The organism is Rathayibacter sp. AY2B9 (genome assembly GCF_002931595.1).
Lineage (GTDB): Bacteria > Actinomycetota > Actinomycetes > Actinomycetales > Microbacteriaceae > Rathayibacter.
In genome coordinates this window covers 348069-366422 of the sequence record NZ_PSUB01000001.1, presented here as the reverse complement: position 1 = coordinate 366422, position 18354 = coordinate 348069, and the positions used below count along the sequence as shown (strand labels likewise).

Genomic DNA, 18354 nt, shown 5'->3' with positions numbered 1-18354 from the left:
GCCCATGACACGACTGCAGAGCCGTGCCGTGCTGCACCGCCTGCTCGAGGTTCTCGAGGATCCCGCCCCCGTCACCATCGGCCACGCGCGTCACGTCCGGATGCTCGTCCGCGAGGCTCTGGAGTGGATCGCCGGCCTTCGAGCGCACGAGTCCGGTGCGTGGAGCGGCCCCGCTTCGGGAGAGCCCGCGGCCGCGCTCGCCCCCGAGGATCCCGCCGCCACGGACCCGGGTCTCTGACGCTCCCGCCCTCCTCGTAGACTCGTTCGCCGGAGGAACGGGGGGTCGATGGACGAGGGTGCGCCGGCGGGCTGGTACCGCGACGAGGCCGATGCGGCCGAGATGCGCTGGTGGGACGGCAGGCGGTTCACCGGGGCGCGCCGCTCCGCGCAGGACAGTGCCGCGGTGGTGCGGGACGCACCCGTCACCCCCGTCACGGAGCGCGTCGTCTACCGCCTCCCGAACGCCGACGGCGCCCCGAGCGTCGACGCCCTCGCCGAGGCCGAGCGGATCGAGGAGATCGCCGATCTGATCGGCCGCACGCTCGAGCAGGGCGAGATCGACGAGCGGACCCTCGAGGTCGACCTGATCCCCGAGCCCGACCACCCCACCGGCCTCGACGCCGTCTCGGTCCGGGTCGGCGGCCGCGTCCTCGGCTACCTGCCGAACGCCTCCGCCCACCGGGCCGCTCTCGACCGGGTCGTGGCGAGCGGAGCCGTCCCGGTCACGACCGCGCGCCTCCGGGTCGAGCGCGGCGAGGAGGGCCTGCGGGCCGTCCTCCGCGTCGCCCTCGTCGCCCCCGAGCTGCTCGTGCCGCTCAACGAGCCGCCCGTCGAGCGCCACTCGATCCTCCCCTGGTCGCGGGGCCTGCCGGTCCTGCGCGAGGACGAGCACTTCGCCCGCCTCTCGTCGGTCGTTCCGGCGAGCGGCCGCGGCCTGCTGCTGGTGACCCTGCACCCGGCGGGCGACCTCGTCGAGCTCCGTCTCGACGGCGAGCGGGTGGGCGAGCTCTCCCCGACCCTCTCGGCGGATTTCACCCCGACCCTCCGCCACCTCGCGAGCCTCGGCCTCACCGCCGCCGCCTACGCCTCCCTCCGCGGATCCCCGCTGAAGGTCGAGCTCACGCTGCAGGCCGCGAAGGCCGCGGAGCTGCCCGCCGAGTGGGTCGACGGCCATCCGGTCACCCTCCCCCGACTCCTCCCGCCGGCTCGGACCTACTCCGTACCGCCCGCGTACACGCCGCCGCTGCGTCCCACTCCCCGCAGCTCGGAGGCGGTCTCCCGCTCGGTCCGCCGGACCGTCGCCTGGGTGGTCGTCGGCGTCTGCACCCTCGTCGGGCTGTCGAGCTGGCTGATCGGCGACGTGCTGAACTGACGGGCGGAGCGGACGTCCGGGGACGTGACCGGCCTCGTGTCGGACTCCCGGGGTCGGCGATCCCGCACCTCCGTGCAGAAGCGCCCGGCTCGCGGATCCGGGGATCCGAGCGAACCGGGCGCCTCGAGCCGAGCGCGGTCTTCCTACACGTTGAAGCGGAATTCCACGACGTCGCCGTCCTGCATGACGTAGTCCTTGCCCTCGATGCGGGCCTTGCCCTTCGCGCGGGCCTCGGCGATCGAGCCGGTCTCGACGAGGTCGTCGAACGAGATGATCTCGGCCTTGATGAAGCCCTTCTGGAAGTCGGTGTGGATGACACCGGCGGCCTGGGGCGCGGTCCAGCCCTTCCCGATGGTCCAGGCGCGCGTCTCCTTCGGGCCTGCCGTGAGGTACGTCTGGAGGCCCAGGGTGTCGAAGCCGATGGTCGCGAGCTGGTTGAGGCCCGACTCCGTCTGGCCGGTCGACTCGAGCATCTCGGCGGCGTCGGCCTCGTCGAGGTCGATCAGCTCGGACTCGATCTTCGCGTCGAGGAAGATCGCCTTCGCCGGCGCGACCAGGGCCGCGAGCTCGGCCTTCCGGGCGTCGTCGGTCAGCACGGCCTCGTCGACGTTGAAGACGTAGATGAAGGGCTTGGCGGTCAGCAGGCCCAGCTCGCGGATCGGCTCCAGATCGATCGAGGAGGCCGACAGCGGCTTGCCCTGGTCGAGGAACTCGCGCGCCTTCTTCGCGGTCTCGACCACGATCGGCTCGATCTTCCTGCCCTTGAGCTCCTTCTCGTAGCGGGCCTCGGCCTTCTCGAGGGTCTGGAGATCGGCGAGGACCAGCTCGGTGTTGATCGTCTCCATGTCGCTGGCGGCGTCGACCTTGCCGTCGACGTGGACGACGTCGGAGTCCTCGAAGCCGCGGATGACCTGCGCGATGGCGTCGGCCTCGCGGATGTTCGCGAGGAACTTGTTGCCCAGGCCCTCGCCCTCGGACGCGCCGCGCACGATGCCGGCGATGTCGACGAAGGAGACGGGCGCCGGGAGGATGCGCTCGGAGCCGAAGATCCCGGCGAGCACCTCGAGGCGGGAGTCGGGCAGGTTCACCACACCCACGTTCGGCTCGATCGTCGCGAACGGGTAGTTCGCCGCGAGCACCGTGTTCTTGGTCAGTGCGTTGAAGAGCGTCGACTTGCCGACGTTGGGGAGACCGACGATTGCGATAGTGAGAGCCACGGGCATCCATCCTACGGCGTGGCGGCGGAAGGGCCGGGCGGGCGGGGCGCGGAGGAACGGGAGGCGCCCGCCCGCGGCCGGCGGGTGCTCCCGCCCGCTCGTGGCGACGCGCGCGCGACGCTCCCTGCGGCGTCGGAGGTGCGTGAGAGGCTGGAGTGTGCCCATCGACTTCACCGCCATCGACTTCGAGACCGCCAACTCGCACGGGGCCTCCGCCTGCTCCGTCGGGCTCGTGAAGGTCCGCGACGGCCGCGTCGTCGACCGCGCCGGCTGGCTCATCCGCCCGCCGCTGGGGTACGACGACTTCCTCGAGTGGAACACGCGGATCCACGGCATCCGCAAGCACGACGTGCACGCCGCCGCCTCCTGGGTCGACCAGTTCGCCGACCTGGCGGCCTTCGCCGGCGAGGACGTGTTCGTCGCGCACAACGCCGGCTTCGACATGGGCGTCATCCGCGCAGCCTGCGCGGCGACCTCCCTCGAGCACCCCGAGTACGACTACCTCTGCTCGCTGCAGCTCGCCCGCAAGACGTACGAGCTCGACTCCTACCGCCTCCCCGTCGTCGCCATGGCCGCGGGCTTCGAGGACTTCCGCCACCACGACGCGTCGGCCGACGCCGAGGCGTGCGCCGCGATCGTCGTGCACGCGGCCCGGCGGCACGGCGCCGCGAGCATGGCCGAGCTCGGCGAGCTGGCCGGCGTCTCCGTGAAGCGCCTGCGCCCGAAGGCCCCCGTCGCCGCCTGACGTCCGTCATGCCGAGCCGGCTCGAGACGATCGGCTCAGCCGCGGGGGTCGCCGAACCAGGTGCTGAAGATGCGCCAGAAGTTCCGGTTCCCGTAGGCCGAGCAGTCGTCGCCCTCGCCGTAGAGGTTCGCGAGCGCCGCCGCGTTCGGCTGGTACGGCGTGTAGTAGTAGAGACCCGCCGTGGCCGCGTTGGCGATCGTCACCGGGGCGGTACCGCAGGACTCGTCCGGGGAGTAGCGGACGTCGCCGGCCGCGCCGACCGGGTACCAGTCGAAGCTCGAGTCCGGATTCCGGTAGCGCTGGAACTGCCACGCCGCTCCGTACACCTGCGCGGCGAAGCCGTAGGAGTCCGTGTCGCAGTCGGCGGTGTCCGGGCAGCCGTAGCCCGTGGCGCTGCAGAACTGCCGCTCGCTCGGCTCCGGATCGGTCACGAGCGACTGCTCCTTCTGCAGCAGCACCAGGAGGACGGCCGGATTCACGCCGCACGCGCCGGCGACCGAGGTGATGATCTCCGCGGCCGGGACGTCGCGTCCGGCGGGCAGCGCATCGCACTGCTCGTCGGCCGTGATCGCCGCGGTGTCCTCGGCGTAGTCGCGCAGGCACGGCACCGGCCCGCCCGCGCAGTCGGGGACGCGGGCGTCGAGGAACGCCTGCACCGTGAGCGGTCCGAGCGCGTCGCCGGCGAAGAAGACCTCGTCGGAGATCAGGTCGCCCGGGTCGAAGTCGGCCGCGACGGGGCCCGGCTGGAGGAAGGTCCACAGCCGGACGGTCTGCGGCTCGGACGGCACCGCGGCGAGGCGCGTGCCGTCGACAGAGTCTCCCAGCAGGAGTGCCACCAGCGCCGCGACGACGACGACCGCACCGCCCCGCCGGCGTCGGAGGCCGGTCGGGGACGGTGCGGTCGGGGTCATCCCTCCACGCTAGTGGCGGGGTCGCGGGCGATCAGCCGCAGGGGGTGAGCCGCGCGACGTCCTCCGAGAGGGTGGTGGGACCGCCGAGGAGGACGACCCGCTGAGCTCCCGACTTCGCGATGTCGGTCAGGACGGCGCGGGGCACGCAGTTCGTCGGCACGGCGAACAGCGGGCTGTTCGAGTAGCCCGCCGCCGTGGCTCCGGCGAGGGCGTCGGGGAAATTCTCGCCCGTCGCCAGGAACACGGTCTTGGCCCTCGAGAAGGCTGCCCGGTTCAGCTGCTCCGAGGTGTCGTAGCGGTCGACTCCGCCGATGCGGGTGATCGTCGGCACCGGAAGCGAGTTCTTGATCCCCTCGCTCACCGACAGGGGGCTGCCCGCGATGGTGAGGTTCTGCACCTTGAGCTTCGAGAGGATGCCCTTCGTCACGGCGTCGGCCGTGCTGCCGGTGCCGTTCACGAGGACGACGGGCGCGTCGACGGAGCCGGCCGCGGCGCTCGCGCCGAGCGCGTCGGGGAACTTCTCGCCCGTGGCGAGCCAGGCCCGCGTCGAGCCGCCCGAGAACGCGCTCTGGATGATGAGCCTGGACGTGTCGTAGCGGTCCTTCCCTCCGATGCGGTCCACCGTCGGCGAGTAGGACCTCAGCTGGTTCAGCAGGCCGTCGCCGACGCTCAGTGCGGAGCCGACCACGACGATCCTCGCCGGCTTGAGCCGGCTGAGCTCGTCGCGAACGGGCTGCGACATCGAGTCCCGGTCGACCAGGAGCAGCGGACCGCCCTGCTTGGCCGCGGCAGGGGCGGCGCTCAGGGCGTCGGGGAAGTTGGCGCCGGTCGCGATGTAGACGACCGGGACGTTCGTGCGGAAGACGGCCTTCGAGATCGCGACGGCGGTGCCCTGGCGGTCCGTGCCGGCCAGGCGCGAGACGTCGATCCCGGCCGACGTGCTCACGGACGAGCAGCCGAGATCCTTCCGGCCGGGGCCCCGGGAGTCGCCCGTGCCGACCCAGCGGTTCCAGTCGACGGAGTCGGCGGAGACGCAGACCTGGTAGGTCCCGGGTGCCGAGACGGGCGTGGTGGCGCCGAAGCCGTGGGCGCGGCCGGCGACGGAGTACTCGCCCGGGATGTCACCGCGGTCGCCGTTCGCGGTCTGCGTGCGGACCGTGCGGGTGCCGTCGGGGCCGGTCACCGTGACCGTCGTGGTCAGCGCGGCCTGCTGCGTCGTCGGATCGACGGCCCAGCCGGACACGCTCAGGGTGCTGCCCGAGATGCGCGGGGCGTCGACGCGTCCCGCGGGGGCGATCCCGGCGTTGGCCAGGGTGCCGTTCGGGTTCCAGTCGCTGAAGAGGTACCAGAAGTTGATGTTGCCGTAGGTCGCGCAGGCCGCGTTGCCGGAGCCGGTGAGCGCGTAGTCGTTGGGCTGGTACGGCGTGTAGTAGTAGAGGTCGGCCGTGGCCTGGTTGCGGATGGTGACCGGCGAGGAGCCGCACGCGGTGCTCGGGTAGTAGGCGACGTTCGGCGTCGTGCCCGGAGCGTAGGTGGTGAAGTTCGAGCCGGAGCCGGGCGGGTTGGCGTAGCGCTTGAACTGGCGGGCCGCGCTGTAGACCTGCGTGAAGAAGCCCGCCGAGCCGGGGTCGCACGCCGCGGTGTCCGGGCAGTTGTAGCCGGTCGCCTTGGCGTAGTCCTCGGGGCTGGGCGTCGCGTCGGTGACGAGGCTCCGCTCCTTCTGCACGAGCACGACCAGGGCGAGCGGGTTGATGCCGCAGGCCAGGCCGACGCGCGTGAAGATCGAGGCCGACGACTCGCTGCCGGAGCCCTGGTAGGCGCTGCACATCGCGTCCGCCGCCTTGGACGGCGTCGCCTGCGAGAAGTTCTTGAGGCAGGGGGCGGTGCCTGCGGTGGAGCACGGGCTGCCCTTCTCGTTCAGGAGCGACTGCACCTGACCGGTGCTCAGCGCGTCCCCGTCGAAGAACTGGGCGTCGCTGACGATGAAGCCGGCGCGGAAGCTCTTCGTCTCCTCGGCGCTGTACTGCGTCGACTGGTCCGGGACGCCGAGGTCGGCGCGGTCGAGGGACGCGTCGAGAGCGCCGGTCTCGACCGAGACGGTCGACGGCGCGTCATCGGCGGCGGAGGCGGAGGTGATCGGGACGAGGGCGGTGCCGAGCCCGACGGCGAGAGCGAGCGCGGCCGTGAGCAGGCGCGATGAGCGGTGGTGATTCCCCATGATCGCGAAGTCTACGAGGCGGTCGCAGGGCGTCCTGGCCCTCGTTCGGTGGGCGTGGCGCGTCGATCGCTCGATGTCGGAGGTGCGTGGTGTCATCGGCGGCATGGATCTCTCCTTCGTCCTCGGCCTGGTGGTCGGCGCGCTCCTCGCGGGAGTCGTCGCCGTCCTCCTCGCCCGCTCCCGCACGCCCGACGCCGCCCTCGCCCTCGACCTCGCGACGGCCCGCGCACGCGCGGAGGGCCTGGAGGAGCGCCACGAGGCCGTCGTCGAGCAGCACCGCGAGCACCTCGGCTCCGCCCGCGACCAGATCCGCGAGCTCCAGGAGCAGCTGCGCGTCGTCGCCGAGCGCGAGCGGCACGACGCGCGCATCCTGCAGACCCTCTCCCCCGTCGCCGAGAGCCTGCGCGGCATGCAGGAGGCGGTCGGCCGGCTCGAGCGCGAGCGCGCCGCCCAGTTCGGGGCGATCACCGAGCAGCTCGAGGGACAGCGGGCGGCGGGCGAGCAGCTGCGCTCGACGACCGAGACCCTCGCGTCCGCGCTCCGCTCCACCACGAGCCGCGGCGCCTGGGGCGAGACGCAGCTGCGGAACGTCGTCGAGGCCGCCGGGCTCACCCAGCGGGTCGACTTCGACGTGCAGTTCGGGCTCGAGGGCGAGGCGGGCCGCGGCCGCGCCGACATGGTGGTCCGCCTGCCCGGCGGCAAGGCGATCGCGGTGGACGCCAAGGTGCCGTTCGACGCGTACCTGGAGGCGAGCGCGATCCCCGCGGGCGCCGGCGGAGAGGAGGAGGCGCGGCGCGCGGGGCTCCTGCGCGCGCACGTCCGCGCCCTCCGCGGCCATGTGGACGCGCTGGCCGCCCGCTCCTACTGGACCGGTCTCCCGGCGAGCCCCGAGTTCGTCATCGCGTTCGTGCCGAGCGAGCCGCTGCTCGCGAGCGCGCTCGACGCCGACCCGAGCCTGCTCGAGTACGCGTTCCGCAAGCGCGTCGCCCTCGCCTCGCCCGTGACCCTGTGGTCGGTGCTGAAGACCGTCGCCTACACCTGGCAGCAGGACGTGCTCACCGACGACGCCAAGCGCCTGCTCGACCTCGGCAAGACGCTCTACGCCCGTCTCGGCACCCTCGCCGACCACGCCGAGGGCCTGCGCCGCTCGCTCGAGAAGACGGTCGACTCCTACAACGCCTTCGCCGGCTCGCTCGAGAGCCGCGTGCTGGTCACCGCGCGCCAGTTCGACTCCCTCGACGAGTCGCGCGTCATCGCCCCGGTCGGAGGAGTCGCCTCCTCGCCGCGCCGCCTCACCGCCGTCGAGCTGCTCGCCGCGGACGACGAGTCCGAGCGGAGCGCGTAGGGTCCCGGGTTCTCGCTGAGCGAGCACCGGGCGTGCAGGCCGGGCGCGAGCGGCGCCGTCCATCCGGCTCGACACCCGGACGACCGCAGCTCACGACGGCACTCCGCCTCCGCGGCTCGCCGGAGGAGCGCCCGCGACGCGCATCGAGACCCGCCGCGGCTCCGCCCGCTCACCTGGTGATGATCGAGGCCGACGTTCTATCGCGCATCACACGCCGAGACGCCACCGCTCTCGCCGAGGCGCCGTCAGCGGGGCGGCGCCTCAGCGGCGGGGCGGCGTCTCGGACAGACGGTGACGGCCTAGACCCACTTCTCCGCGAGGTGCTGGGCGGTCACGCGGCGGATGGTGCCCGAGCGGGAGCGCAGCACGATGGACTCCGTCGTGATGACGTGGCCCTCCTTGCGCACGCCCTTCACGAGCCCGCCGTTCGTCACTCCGGTCGCGACGAAGTAGGTGTTGTCGCTGCGGACGAGGTCGTTGGCGTGGAGGACGCGATCGAGGTCGTGCCCGGCGTCGATGGCGCGCTGGCGCTCGTCGTCGTCCTTCGGGCGGAGGATGCCCTGGATCACTCCCCCGAGCGCGCGGATGGCGCAGGCGGTGATGATGCCCTCGGGCGTGCCTCCGGTGCCGACGCACATGTCGAGTCGGGAGTCGTGGCGAGCGGCGTTGATGCCGCCCGCGACGTCGCCGTCGAGCAGGAGGCGCGTGCCGGCTCCGGCCGCACGGATGTCCTCGATCAGCTGAGCGTGGCGCGGGCGGTCGAGCACCGCGATGCGCATCTCCTCGACGGGCTTGCGCTTGGCGCGGGCCAGGGCGCGGATGTTCTCGCCAATCGGGCGCTGGATGTCGATGATCCCGACGCCCTCGGGCCCGGTGACGATCTTCTCCATGTAGAACACGGCGGAGGGGTCGAACATCGCGCCGCGGTCGGCGACGGCGATCATCGAGAGCGCGTTCTGGCGCCCGGCCGCGGTCAGCGAGGTGCCGTCGATCGGGTCGACGGCGATGTCGGCGGCGGGCCCCGAGCCGTTGCCGACGTGCTCGCCGTTGAAGAGCATGGGCGCGTTGTCCTTCTCGCCCTCGCCGATCACGACGACTCCGTCGAAGTTCACGGTCCCGAGGAAGGTGCGCATGGCGTCGACCGCTGCGCCGTCGGCGGCGTTCTTGTCGCCCTTGCCGATGAAGGGCACGGCGCGGATCGCGGCGGCCTCGGTGGCGCGGACGAGCTCCATGCCGAGGTTGCGGTCGGGGTGGAGGTAGAGCGAGTCGCTGTCGATCACAGAGCGGAGTCCTTCGTCGTCGAGTTCGTGCACGTCGTCGCAGGACCCGCGGAGCGGATCCCCATCCCTGCCCGAAGCCTAGTCCAGGGCCCTCCACGGGCGGAGGGACCGCGGAGGGGCGCCTCGCTAGACTCGTCCGCGACGCGGGCCTCGCCCGACCCCCCTTCGTTCATCCGTCAAAGGAGATGCCATGCCCGTCGCTACCCCGGACCAGTACGCAGAGATGCTCGACAAGGCGAAGGCGGGCGGCTTCGCCTACCCGGCGTTCAACGTCTCGTCGTCGCAGACGATCAACGCGGTCCTCCAGGGCCTCACCGAGGCGGGCTCGGACGGCATCATCCAGGTCACCACCGGAGGCGCGGACTACTTCGCCGGCCACACCGTGAAGAACCGCGCGGCAGGCGCGATCGCCTTCGCGAGGTTCGCGACCGAGGTCGCCAAGAACTACCCGGTCACGGTCGCGCTCCACACCGACCACTGCCCGCAGAACGCGCTCGAGGGCTTCGTCTACCCGCTGATCGCCGCCTCCGAGGAGGAGGTCAAGGCCGGTCGCGAGCCGCTGTTCCAGTCGCACATGTGGGACGGCTCCGCGATCCCGCTCGACGAGAACCTCGCCATCGCGAAGGAGATCCTCCCGCGCGTCAAGAACATCAACGCCATCCTCGAGGTCGAGATCGGTGTCGTCGGCGGCGAGGAGGACGGCGTCTCGCACGACATCAACGAGCACCTCTACACCACGCTCGACGACGCGATCGCGACCGTCGAGGCCCTCGGCTTCGGCGAGCAGGGCCGCTACATGGCCGCCCTGACCTTCGGCAACGTCCACGGCGTCTACAAGCCGGGCAACGTCCGCCTGCGCCCGGAGCTGCTCCGCGAGATCCAGGACGGCCTGCAGGCGAAGTACGGCACCGGCGCGCTCCCCCTCGATCTCGTCTTCCACGGCGGCTCGGGCTCGACCGACGAGGAGATCGCCGAGGCGGTCCGCAACGGCGTCGTCAAGATGAACATCGACACCGACACGCAGTACGCCTTCAGCCGCTCCGTCGCGGACACCGTGCTGAAGAACTACGACGGCTTCCTCAAGGTCGACGGCGAGGTCGGCAACAAGAAGGTCTACGACCCGCGCTCGTGGGGCAAGATCGCCGAGACCGCGATGGCCGCGCGCGTCGCCGAGGCGACCCGTCAGCTCGGCTCGGCCGGGAACTCCGGGAAGTAGGGCACCGCTCCGTGACGAACGCACACGATCAGCCGGGCGACAGGCGTCCGGAGCCGCAGTACGGCGAGTACGCGCCACCCGGCTGGTCGTGGCAGCCGCCGGAGGACGCCGTGGTCGTCCCCGACCCGAGGGGGTCGGAGACCGATCCGAGGCCCGCGACCGCTCCGGCCGCGAAGCCCGTCGCGCATCCCGTCGACCGCCTGCTCACGATCGTGCTGCTCGCGCTCGGCGTGTTCTTCGCCGTGCCGACGCTGCTCGATCCCTCGAGCTTCGCGACGACCCTCCAGGAGCTCTACCGCTCCCAGGGCATTGGCACCTACGCGTCGCCGGAGCTCGCACGGATCCTCGGCGTCGTGGTGGCGCTCGCGCAGTCGCTGATCGTCGCCTTCGCGGTGTGGATCTCGATCCGGCGGCTCCGCGCCGGCAAGCGCGCCGTGCTCGTCCCGATCCTCGGGATCGCGGCGACCGTGCTGCTCTCCCTGATCGTCGCGGCGATCGCCATCCTGGGCGACCCGACGTTCGCGGAGTACGTCACGCGCATGTCGGGCTCGCAGGGCGGCGCCGGCACCGACGTCTAGCGTCGATCCCCGTTCCAACGCACACGGAAGAGGCCGCCGCTCCCGAGGGAGGGCGGCCTCTTCCGTGTCCGGGCCGGAACGCTCTAGGCGCCCGCTCCCGCGCTGATGCGTCCACCGACGCCGCGGGCGTCGCGCTTGCCGGCGACGTCCTTGCGCAGCTCCTTGGGGAGCGAGAACATCAGGTCCTCCTCCGCGGTCTTGACCTCCTCGACGTCGCCGTACCCGGCGGCGGCGAGGTCGTCGAGGACCTCCTGGACGAGCACCTCGGGCACCGAGGCGCCGCTGGTGACGCCGACGGTGCGGATGCCCTCGAGCCACTCCTGCTTGATCTCGCTCGCGTAGTCGACCCGGTAGGCGGCCTTCGCGCCGTACTCGAGGGCGACCTCGACGAGGCGCACGGAGTTGGAGGAGTTCGCGGAGCCGACGACGATGACCAGCTCGGCGCCCGCGGCGACCTTCTTGATCGCGACCTGGCGGTTCTGCGTGGCGTAGCAGATGTCGTCGCTCGGCGGGTCCTGCAGGTTGGGGAAGCGCTCGCGGAGACGGCGTACCGTCTCCATCGTCTCGTCGACCGAGAGCGTCGTCTGCGAGAGCCAGACGACCTTGTCCGGGTCCTTCACGACGATGTTCGGCACGTCGTCGGGGCTGCCGACGAGGGTGACGTGATCGGGAGCCTCGCCCGCGGTGCCCTCGACCTCCTCGTGGCCCTCGTGGCCGATGAGGAGGATCTCGAAGTCGTCGCGCGCGAAGCGGACGGCCTCGCGGTGCACCTTCGTCACCAGGGGGCAGGTCGCGTCGATCGCCTGGAGATTGCGGTCTGCCGCGCCCTGGACGACCGCCGGTGAGACGCCGTGCGCGCTGAAGACGATGTGCGATCCCTCGGGCACCTCGTCGACCTCGTCGACGAAGATGGCGCCCTGGCTCTCGAGCGTGGAGACGACGTGCACGTTGTGCACGATCTGCTTGCGCACGTAGACCGGGGCACCGTAGTGCTCGATGGCCTTCTCGACGGCGACGACCGCGCGGTCGACTCCGGCGCAGTAGCCGCGGGGCGCGGCGAGGAGGACGCGCTTGCGGCCCTCGACGGGGACGTCGCGCAGACGCCCTGTGGCGCGGGGCATGCGCGGCATGGGCAGGCTGATCGGGACTTGGCTCACCCCCTGATTCTACGTGGTGCATCCTGTGCCCGGGCCGTCCCGGTGTCGGACCCGTCCCGTACCGTTGTCGTCGCGGGAGGGCACTCCCGCTCCCCCCCCGTCCCTCCGAGCAGAGGCAGCGATGACCGACGCCCCACCCACCGCCGACGCACCCTGGCCGGTCGGCCTGCTCGCCAGCAAGATCAAGGGCTGGATCGAGCGCCTCGGGACCGCGTGGGTCGAGGGCGAGATCACCCAGTGGGGCGCGTCCGGCGGCAACGTCTACGGGAAGCTGAAGGACCTGTCCGGAGACGCGACGGTCGGCTTCACCGTCTGGTCGTCGGTGCGGAGCCGCCTCCCGGCCGACCTCAAGCAGGGCGATCGGGTCATCGCGCTGGTGAAGCCCAACTACTGGGTCAAGGGCGGCACGCTCTCGATGCAGGTCTTCGAGATGCGCCACGTCGGCCTGGGCGATCTGCTCGAGAAGCTCGAGCGGCTCCGCCGGCAGCTGGCGTCGGAGGGGCTGTTCGACGCCTCCCGCAAGAAGCCGCTGCCGTTCCTCCCGCACGGCGTGGGCCTCATCACCGGCAAGGACTCGGACGCCGAGAAGGACGTGCTGCGGAACGCGCAGCTGCGCTGGCCGGCGGTGCGCTTCCGGGTGGTCCACTCGGCCGTGCAGGGCGACCGGACGGTCCCGGAGGTGCTCTCGGCCCTGCGGACCCTCGAGGCCGACGACAGCATCGACGTGATCGTGATCGCCCGCGGAGGCGGCGACTTCCAGAACCTGCTCGGCTTCAGCGACGAGGCGCTCGTGCGCGCCGTCGCCGCCTGCTCCACTCCGGTCGTCAGCGCGATCGGCCACGAGGCCGACCGCCCGCTGCTCGACGACGTCGCCGACCTGCGCGCCTCCACTCCCACCGACGCCGCGAAGAGGGTCGTGCCCGACGTCTCCGACGAGCTGCTGCGCGTGCAGCAGGCCCGGCTGCGGATGACCGGCCGCGTGAGCGGGCTCGTCTCGCACGAGATCGACCGGCTCTCGCAGCTGCGCTCGCGGCCGGTGCTCGCCCAGCCGCACGTGCTGGTCGACCGGCACTCCGAGGAGCTGACCCGCTGGGTCGCGCGCGGCGCCGAGCTGGTGGACCGCCGCCTCGAGCGCGCGCACCTCGAGGTCGAGCGCCTGCACGGCCACCTGCGCGCCCTCTCCCCCCAGCACACCCTCGACCGCGGCTACGCGATCGTCCAGAACGCGGCCGGGCACGTCGTCCGGGCGCCCGGTGACGCGCCGGCCGGCGGCGCACTCGTCCTCACGCTCGCGGAGGGGGCCGTCGGCGCCCGCTCCGAGGGGCCTACCGGCGATCCCGCCGGCCGGTCCTGAGCCCGCCGCGCCACCCGTCCCCCTCAGCCCCGATCGATAGGATCAGACCCATGCCCGACTCCCCCGACGCCCCGGCGACCGACTCCGACGTCTCGGGATTCTCCTACGAGCAGGCGCGCGACGAGCTCGTCCGCGTCGTGTCCGAGCTCGAGCAGGGCAGCTCCACCCTCGAGCGCTCGCTCGCCCTGTGGGAGCGCGGCGAGGCCCTCGCCGCCCGCTGCGAGGAGTGGCTGATCGGAGCACGCGCCCGGCTGGACGCGGCCCGCTCCGGAGGGGCGGCCGCCGGATGAGCCGCGCGAAGCCCGCGCGGGTCGTCGCCGAGCTCGGGCGCCCGGAGACGGCGGCCGAGACGGCCGCCCGCAAGGCCGAGAACTCCCGGCTCTACCGTCAGCGCAAGACGGTCAACAACCTCGTCTTCTCGCTGCTCGCGACCGTCGGCGCCGTGGCGCTCATCGTCCTGCTCGTCCCCCGCGGCGACACCGTGGAGCTCTCCTCGGTCGACGTCCCCCGCGTCGCCGCGCAGGTCCAGCTGGGCGAGGAGCAGACGCTCGCCGTGCCCTCCCTGCCCGAGGGCTGGAAGGCCAACGCGGCCGAGCTCCGCCGCGAGAACGGCACCGACTACTGGTACGTCGGCCTGATCACCCCGAAGGCGGGCTACATCGGCCTGAGCCAGGGGCTCGACGCGGACGCGGCCTGGGTCGCGACGCAGCTCGACCGCCGGGCGGCGACCGGCGTCGAGACGATCGACGGCCGCGACTGGACCGTCTACGACCACCGCGACTCCGGCGACGACACCGGCAACACGCCCTACGCACTCGAGACGACGGAGGGCTCCAGCACCTACCTCGTCTACGGCACGGCCCCGACGGACGAGATCCGCCTGGTCGTGGACGCCATCACCCCGCAGATCGGCCAGGAGGAGTCCCGATGAGCCTCGGAACCAGCAGCACCGTCCCCCGCGAGTCCCGCCCGCCGGCGTGGGTCTGGAAGGAGATGCTCCGCGGCAACCAGCGCTTCGTCGCCGGCGAGCCCCGCCACCCCCGCCAGGACGTCGAGCGCCGCGCCGAGCTCGCCGCCGCTCAGGCCCCGCTCGCCGCGCTCTTCGGCTGCAGCGACTCCCGCCTCGCGGCCGAGATCATCTTCGACCTGGGGCTCGGCGACCTCTTCGTCGTCCGCAACGCCGGCCAGGTGATCGCCGACTCCATCATCGGCTCGCTGGAGTACGGCGTCGCCGTTCTCGGCGTGAAGGTGCTGCTCGTGCTCGGCCACGACGAGTGCGGAGCGGTCCGGGCAGCGATCCAGTCGCAGGCGCCCGGCGCCGAGCGGCTCCCCCCGCACATCGAGCACCTGATCGAGCCGATCATCCCCGCGGTGCGCCGCCTCGTGGGTGCTCAGCCGGACGGCCGCGTGCTCGTCGACCCGTCGGCGACCGACGCGCTGGCCGTCGGCCGCGAGCACCTGCGCGACACGGTCGCCGAGCTGCTCCAGCGCTCCCCGCTGATCGCCGACGCTGTCGCGACCGGGCGGCTCGCCCTCGTCGGCGCCAACTACCGGCTCTCGGACGGCACCGTGATGTCCGATGTCGTGCTCGGCATCGATCCGCCCGAGCTCAGCCCCTACGTCTCCGAGCTGGAGCGCGACTCCGGCTCGGCCTCCTCCGCCGCCGCTCCGAGCGCGGTGGGATCGGATCCCGCGTGAGCGGCTCCGGACAGCACAGCACCAACCGATCAGACAAGGACGAACACAGCGTGGTGGATCACTCCCCGACCGACGACTCAGGCGACTTCCGCATCGAGCACGACACGATGGGCGAGGTGCGGGTCCCCCGCGACGCCCTCTACGCCGCGCAGACCCAGCGGGCGGTCGAGAACTTCCCGATCTCCGGTGCGGGGCTCGAGCCGGCCCAGATCGCGGCCCTCGCGCGCATCAAGAAGGCGGCGGCGCTGGCCAACGCCGAGCTGGGCGTGCTCGACGCCGACATCGCCACGGCGATCGCCGACGCGGCCGACCTCGTCGTCGGGGGCGGCTACGACGCGCACTTCCCGATCGACGTCTACCAGACCGGCTCGGGCACGTCCTCGAACATGAACATGAACGAGGTGCTGGGCTCGCTGGCGACCACGGCCCTCGGACGCACCGTGCACCCGAACGACCACGTCAACGCCTCGCAGTCCTCCAACGACGTGTTCCCCACCTCGGTCCACGTCGCCGTCACCGGCGCGCTCATCGAGTCGCTGATCCCCTCGCTCGAGCAGCTCGCCGAGTCGCTCGAGGTCAAGGCGGAGCAGTGGGCCGAGGTCGTCAAGGCCGGCCGCACCCACCTGATGGACGCCACCCCGGTCACGCTCGGCCAGGAGTTCGGCGGCTACGCCGCGCAGATCCGCCTCGGCATCGAGCGCGTGCAGTCGGCGCTCCCCCGCGTCGCCGAGGTCCCGCTCGGCGGCACCGCGGTCGGCACCGGGATCAACACCCCCGCCGGATTCCCGCAGAAGGTCATCGCGCGCCTCGCGGAGGAGACGGGCCTGCCCGTCACCGAGGCCCGCAACCACTTCGAGGCCCAGGGCGCGCGGGACTCGCTGGTCGAGGCCTCCGGAGCGCTGCGCGTGCTCGCGGTGAGCCTGACCAAGATCAACAACGACCTCCGCTGGATGGGCTCCGGCCCCAACACCGGCCTCGGAGAGCTGCGGATCCCCGACCTCCAGCCCGGATCCTCGATCATGCCCGGCAAGGTGAACCCGGTGATCCCGGAGGCCGTCCTCATGGTCTGCGCGCGCGTGATCGGCAACGACGCCACCGTCGCCTGGGCGGGCGCCTCGGGTGCCTTCGAGCTCAACGTCGCGATCCCCGTCATGGGGACGGCGCTGCTGGAGTCGATCCGCCTGCTCGCGAACTCCGCCGTGCTGCTCGCCGACAAGACCGTCGACGGCCTCGAGGCCGACGTCGAGCACGCCCGCGCCCTCGCCGAGTCCTCCCCCTCGATCGTCACGCCGCTCAACAAGGTGATCGGCTACGAGGCCGCCGCCAAGGTCGCGAAGAACTCGGTCGCCAAGGGGATCACCGTCCGCGAGTCAGTCGTGGACCTCGGCTTCGTCGAGCGCGGCGAGGTGACGGAGGAGCAGCTCGACAGCGCCCTCGACGTCATGTCGATGACCCACCCCGGCTGAGCCCGGCCCTCCGACGGCCCGTCCCTGCGCTCGGCGCGGAGGCGGGCCGTCAGAGCACCAGCCAGAACCCCGTGAGCAGGAACGGTCCGAACGCGACCCGTCCGCGGACGCGCAGCACGAGCACCCACAGCCCTGCCACCGCGAAGCCGACAGCGGGTGCGGCGACGACCTGCTCGGGTCCGAGAGCCGCGAGCGGCGGTGCGAGGGCCGCCTGGAGCTTCACGTCGCCGAGGCCCAGCCCGCCCGCCGCATGCAGCACGCCCAGGCACAGCACCGTCGCGAGGACGGCGAGAAGCGTCCCCGCCGTGGGCGCGAGGACGGCTCCGACCACCAGCAGCGGGAGCGTGACCGCGTTCGGGAGCCGGTGCCCGCGCACGTCCGACAGCACCAGCGGCACGCTCGCGAGCGCCACCGGGACGAGGCCGGGCGCCCGATCGAGGTGCGGGGCCCCGATCAGGAGGAGCACCAGGGCGCCGAGGAGCAGGGCGGCCCGGTCGAGCTGAGATCCGCGGAGCATCCGCCGAGACTAGGGGGCGACGCCCTCGGGGCGTCGGAGTTCTCCACAGGGCGGCCCGCCGGCGTGCTCGGGCGGCGGCGGGTCCCATCCCGGCCTCAGTCGTGCGGCGGCAGCGGTCCCAGCAGGAGCGACGCCCAGGCGCCGTGCGCCGACGCGTCGTCGGAGGGGTGGAACTGCCCGGCGAGCACGTCGCGGTAGAGGCGGCCGAGCTCCGACCTGCGCTGGTACGCCGACCCGCCCGCGATCCGGACGGCGCTCTCGACCACGCGGAGCGCTCCCTCCGTGGTGCGGATCTTCACCCCGACCAGCGAGGGGAACCAGCGCGCACCGCGGTCGACGAGCGCGTCCACGTCGGCCGCCGCCGTGCGCAGGGGCGCCTCGAGCCCGTCGAGCAGCATCCCGGCCTCAGCCACCCGGTGCCGCACCTCGGGGTCCTCCGCCAGTGGCCGCCCTCCCGCCCGGAGGGAGGTCCGTCGGCGGACGGAGGCGACGGCGAGCTCGAGCGCGCGCTGCGCGACACCGAGGTAGACCGAGGAGATCAGCAGCTCGAAGGCCGCGAAGACGGCGAAGACGAAGGGGTCGGCGGTCGGTCCGACGGGCAGCGAGCGGATCATCCGCTCGGCCGGGACGACGACGCCGTCGAGCACCGTCGTGCGGCTCTGGGTCGCCCGCATTCCGAGCGTGTCCCAGTCGTCGCGGACCTCGAGCCCGGCGACCGGCGAGTCCGGGCGCTCACGGTGCACGAAGCCGTGCACGAGCCGCGGCTCCGACCCGCTGTCGTCGCGGCCGAACACGCCGAGCCGCGTCCAAGCGGGCGCGAGGGAGGTGAAAACCTTCGTGCCGGTGAAGCGGTAGCCGCCGTCCCCGAGCGGCTCCGCCCGCGTCAGCGAGTCCGAGAGCACCAGGTCGTTGCCCGCCTCGCTGTTGCCGAAGGCGAAGACGTGACCCGCCGCGGCGTCGACGAGAACCGAGCGGAGGGAGTCGTCGCCCCGCTCGAGCAGGAGTCGCGCGATCCCGGTCCAGACCAGGTGCATGTTGACGGCGAGCGCGGTCGCGGGCGCGGCCGTCGCGAGGCGCGTCTGCTCGGCGGCCGCCTGCTCCAGGCCGAGGCCGGCACCGCCGAGCTCCTCGGGGACGAGCAGCGCCAGGTAGCCGATCGAGCGCAGCTCCTCCAGGTCGTCCGCGCAGAACGCGTTGCGCTCGTCGTAGTCGGCCGCGCGGGTGCGGAAGCGCTCGAGGAGCGCATCGTCGAGGATGCTCACCCGTCCACGCTACGCCCC

The 18354-nt window shown here is 72.6% G+C and carries 18 protein-coding genes; 11 read left to right on the top strand and 7 right to left on the bottom strand.

Features of this window, described 5'->3' with window-relative positions:
- The first annotated feature begins 4 nt into the window (after nucleotides 1-4).
- Complete coding sequence (locus tag C5C25_RS01785) at nucleotides 5-238, top strand: hypothetical protein (protein WP_146079410.1); 234 nt, start codon at nucleotides 5-7, stop codon at nucleotides 236-238.
- A 48-nt stretch (nucleotides 239-286) separates the two neighbouring features.
- A complete protein-coding gene (locus C5C25_RS01780) occupies nucleotides 287-1372 on the top strand; it encodes a DUF2510 domain-containing protein (protein WP_104249539.1) in 1086 nt (361 codons plus the stop codon).
- Between the two features lie 143 nt (nucleotides 1373-1515).
- Here C5C25_RS01780 and ychF read toward each other — a convergent pair whose 3' ends face one another.
- Nucleotides 1516-2589, bottom strand: coding sequence for a redox-regulated ATPase YchF (ychF, locus tag C5C25_RS01775; RefSeq protein ID WP_104222958.1), 1074 nt, complete (start codon nucleotides 2587-2589; stop codon nucleotides 1516-1518).
- 157 nt (nucleotides 2590-2746) lie between these two features.
- Between ychF and C5C25_RS01770 the strand changes: the two genes are divergently transcribed.
- Nucleotides 2747-3334: an exonuclease domain-containing protein gene (locus C5C25_RS01770; RefSeq protein ID WP_104224410.1), complete on the top strand. Its 588-nt coding sequence runs from the start codon at nucleotides 2747-2749 to the stop codon at nucleotides 3332-3334.
- 35 nt (nucleotides 3335-3369) lie between these two features.
- Here C5C25_RS01770 and C5C25_RS01765 read toward each other — a convergent pair whose 3' ends face one another.
- Entirely contained in the window at nucleotides 3370-4245 is an 876-nt protein-coding gene (locus C5C25_RS01765; RefSeq protein ID WP_104249538.1) for a hemagglutinin, read from the bottom strand.
- A gap of 31 nt (nucleotides 4246-4276) precedes the next feature.
- Nucleotides 4277-6463 (bottom strand): cell wall-binding repeat-containing protein, encoded by a 2187-nt coding sequence (locus C5C25_RS01760; RefSeq protein WP_104249537.1) that lies wholly within the window; start codon nucleotides 6461-6463, stop codon nucleotides 4277-4279.
- Nucleotides 6464-6566: 103 nt separating this feature from the next.
- Between C5C25_RS01760 and C5C25_RS01755 the strand changes: the two genes are divergently transcribed.
- The gene (locus C5C25_RS01755) at nucleotides 6567-7808 is read left to right on the top strand and encodes a DNA recombination protein RmuC (protein ID WP_219812324.1); all 1242 of its coding nucleotides are present in this window, start codon (nucleotides 6567-6569) and stop codon (nucleotides 7806-7808) included.
- A gap of 299 nt (nucleotides 7809-8107) precedes the next feature.
- On the opposite strand, the gene glpX is transcribed toward C5C25_RS01755, so the two are convergent.
- Nucleotides 8108-9040, bottom strand: a complete 933-nt coding sequence (gene glpX, locus C5C25_RS01750; RefSeq protein WP_097165697.1) for a class II fructose-bisphosphatase — start codon at nucleotides 9038-9040, stop codon at nucleotides 8108-8110.
- A gap of 238 nt (nucleotides 9041-9278) precedes the next feature.
- On the opposite strand from glpX, the gene fbaA reads away from it, so the two are divergent.
- Both fbaA and C5C25_RS01740 read left to right on the top strand, forming a co-directional pair.
- Complete coding sequence (fbaA, locus tag C5C25_RS01745) at nucleotides 9279-10304, top strand: class II fructose-bisphosphate aldolase (RefSeq protein WP_104224414.1); 1026 nt, start codon at nucleotides 9279-9281, stop codon at nucleotides 10302-10304.
- Between the two features lie 11 nt (nucleotides 10305-10315).
- The gene (locus tag C5C25_RS01740) at nucleotides 10316-10882 is read left to right on the top strand and encodes a DUF6264 family protein (protein ID WP_104224415.1); all 567 of its coding nucleotides are present in this window, start codon (nucleotides 10316-10318) and stop codon (nucleotides 10880-10882) included.
- Between the two features lie 83 nt (nucleotides 10883-10965).
- Here the strand turns inward: C5C25_RS01740 and C5C25_RS01735 are convergent, their stop codons facing one another.
- Nucleotides 10966-12012, bottom strand: coding sequence for a 4-hydroxy-3-methylbut-2-enyl diphosphate reductase (locus tag C5C25_RS01735; RefSeq protein WP_104224416.1), 1047 nt, complete (start codon nucleotides 12010-12012; stop codon nucleotides 10966-10968).
- A gap of 148 nt (nucleotides 12013-12160) precedes the next feature.
- On the opposite strand from C5C25_RS01735, the gene xseA reads away from it, so the two are divergent.
- Genes xseA through C5C25_RS01710 form a run of 5 tightly spaced genes read left to right on the top strand, consistent with a single transcriptional unit; the run spans nucleotide 12161 to nucleotide 16557 of the window.
- The gene (xseA, locus tag C5C25_RS01730) at nucleotides 12161-13393 is read left to right on the top strand and encodes an exodeoxyribonuclease VII large subunit (RefSeq protein ID WP_104224417.1); all 1233 of its coding nucleotides are present in this window, start codon (nucleotides 12161-12163) and stop codon (nucleotides 13391-13393) included.
- 50 nt (nucleotides 13394-13443) lie between these two features.
- Complete coding sequence (locus tag C5C25_RS01725) at nucleotides 13444-13683, top strand: exodeoxyribonuclease VII small subunit (RefSeq protein ID WP_104224418.1); 240 nt, start codon at nucleotides 13444-13446, stop codon at nucleotides 13681-13683.
- Entirely contained in the window at nucleotides 13680-14324 is a 645-nt protein-coding gene (locus tag C5C25_RS01720; protein ID WP_104225525.1) for a DUF4245 domain-containing protein, read from the top strand. Before C5C25_RS01725 ends, C5C25_RS01720 begins: the two co-directional genes overlap by 4 nt.
- The gene (locus C5C25_RS01715) at nucleotides 14321-15091 is read left to right on the top strand and encodes a carbonic anhydrase (protein ID WP_208543312.1); all 771 of its coding nucleotides are present in this window, start codon (nucleotides 14321-14323) and stop codon (nucleotides 15089-15091) included. The genes C5C25_RS01720 and C5C25_RS01715 overlap by 4 nt, the downstream gene beginning before the upstream one ends.
- A gap of 50 nt (nucleotides 15092-15141) precedes the next feature.
- A complete protein-coding gene (locus C5C25_RS01710; protein ID WP_104249536.1) occupies nucleotides 15142-16557 on the top strand; it encodes an aspartate ammonia-lyase in 1416 nt (471 codons plus the stop codon).
- A 49-nt stretch (nucleotides 16558-16606) separates the two neighbouring features.
- Here the strand turns inward: C5C25_RS01710 and C5C25_RS01705 are convergent, their stop codons facing one another.
- Entirely contained in the window at nucleotides 16607-17074 is a 468-nt protein-coding gene (locus C5C25_RS01705; RefSeq protein ID WP_104249535.1) for a prepilin peptidase, read from the bottom strand.
- A gap of 95 nt (nucleotides 17075-17169) precedes the next feature.
- Entirely contained in the window at nucleotides 17170-18336 is a 1167-nt protein-coding gene (locus C5C25_RS01700) for an acyl-CoA dehydrogenase family protein (protein WP_104249534.1), read from the bottom strand.
- Nucleotides 18337-18354: the final 18 nt, after the last annotated feature.

Coding starts and splice junctions, on each gene's coding strand:
- C5C25_RS01785 (WP_146079410.1), top strand. CDS start 5: ATGACACGACTGCAGAGCCGTGCCGTGCTGCACCGCCTGCTCGAGGTT.
- C5C25_RS01780 (WP_104249539.1), top strand. CDS start 287: ATGGACGAGGGTGCGCCGGCGGGCTGGTACCGCGACGAGGCCGATGCG.
- C5C25_RS01765 (WP_104249538.1), bottom strand. CDS start 4,245: ATGACCCCGACCGCACCGTCCCCGACCGGCCTCCGACGCCGGCGGGGC.
- C5C25_RS01760 (WP_104249537.1), bottom strand. CDS start 6,463: ATGGGGAATCACCACCGCTCATCGCGCCTGCTCACGGCCGCGCTCGCT.
- C5C25_RS01755 (WP_219812324.1), top strand. CDS start 6,567: ATGGATCTCTCCTTCGTCCTCGGCCTGGTGGTCGGCGCGCTCCTCGCG.
- glpX (WP_097165697.1), bottom strand. CDS start 9,040: ATGGAGCTCGTCCGCGCCACCGAGGCCGCCGCGATCCGCGCCGTGCCC.
- fbaA (WP_104224414.1), top strand. CDS start 9,279: ATGCCCGTCGCTACCCCGGACCAGTACGCAGAGATGCTCGACAAGGCG.
- C5C25_RS01735 (WP_104224416.1), bottom strand. CDS start 12,012: ATGCCGCGCATGCCCCGCGCCACAGGGCGTCTGCGCGACGTCCCCGTC.
- xseA (WP_104224417.1), top strand. CDS start 12,161: ATGACCGACGCCCCACCCACCGCCGACGCACCCTGGCCGGTCGGCCTG.
- C5C25_RS01725 (WP_104224418.1), top strand. CDS start 13,444: ATGCCCGACTCCCCCGACGCCCCGGCGACCGACTCCGACGTCTCGGGA.
- C5C25_RS01720 (WP_104225525.1), top strand. CDS start 13,680: ATGAGCCGCGCGAAGCCCGCGCGGGTCGTCGCCGAGCTCGGGCGCCCG.
- C5C25_RS01715 (WP_208543312.1), top strand. CDS start 14,321: ATGAGCCTCGGAACCAGCAGCACCGTCCCCCGCGAGTCCCGCCCGCCG.
- C5C25_RS01705 (WP_104249535.1), bottom strand. CDS start 17,074: ATGCTCCGCGGATCTCAGCTCGACCGGGCCGCCCTGCTCCTCGGCGCC.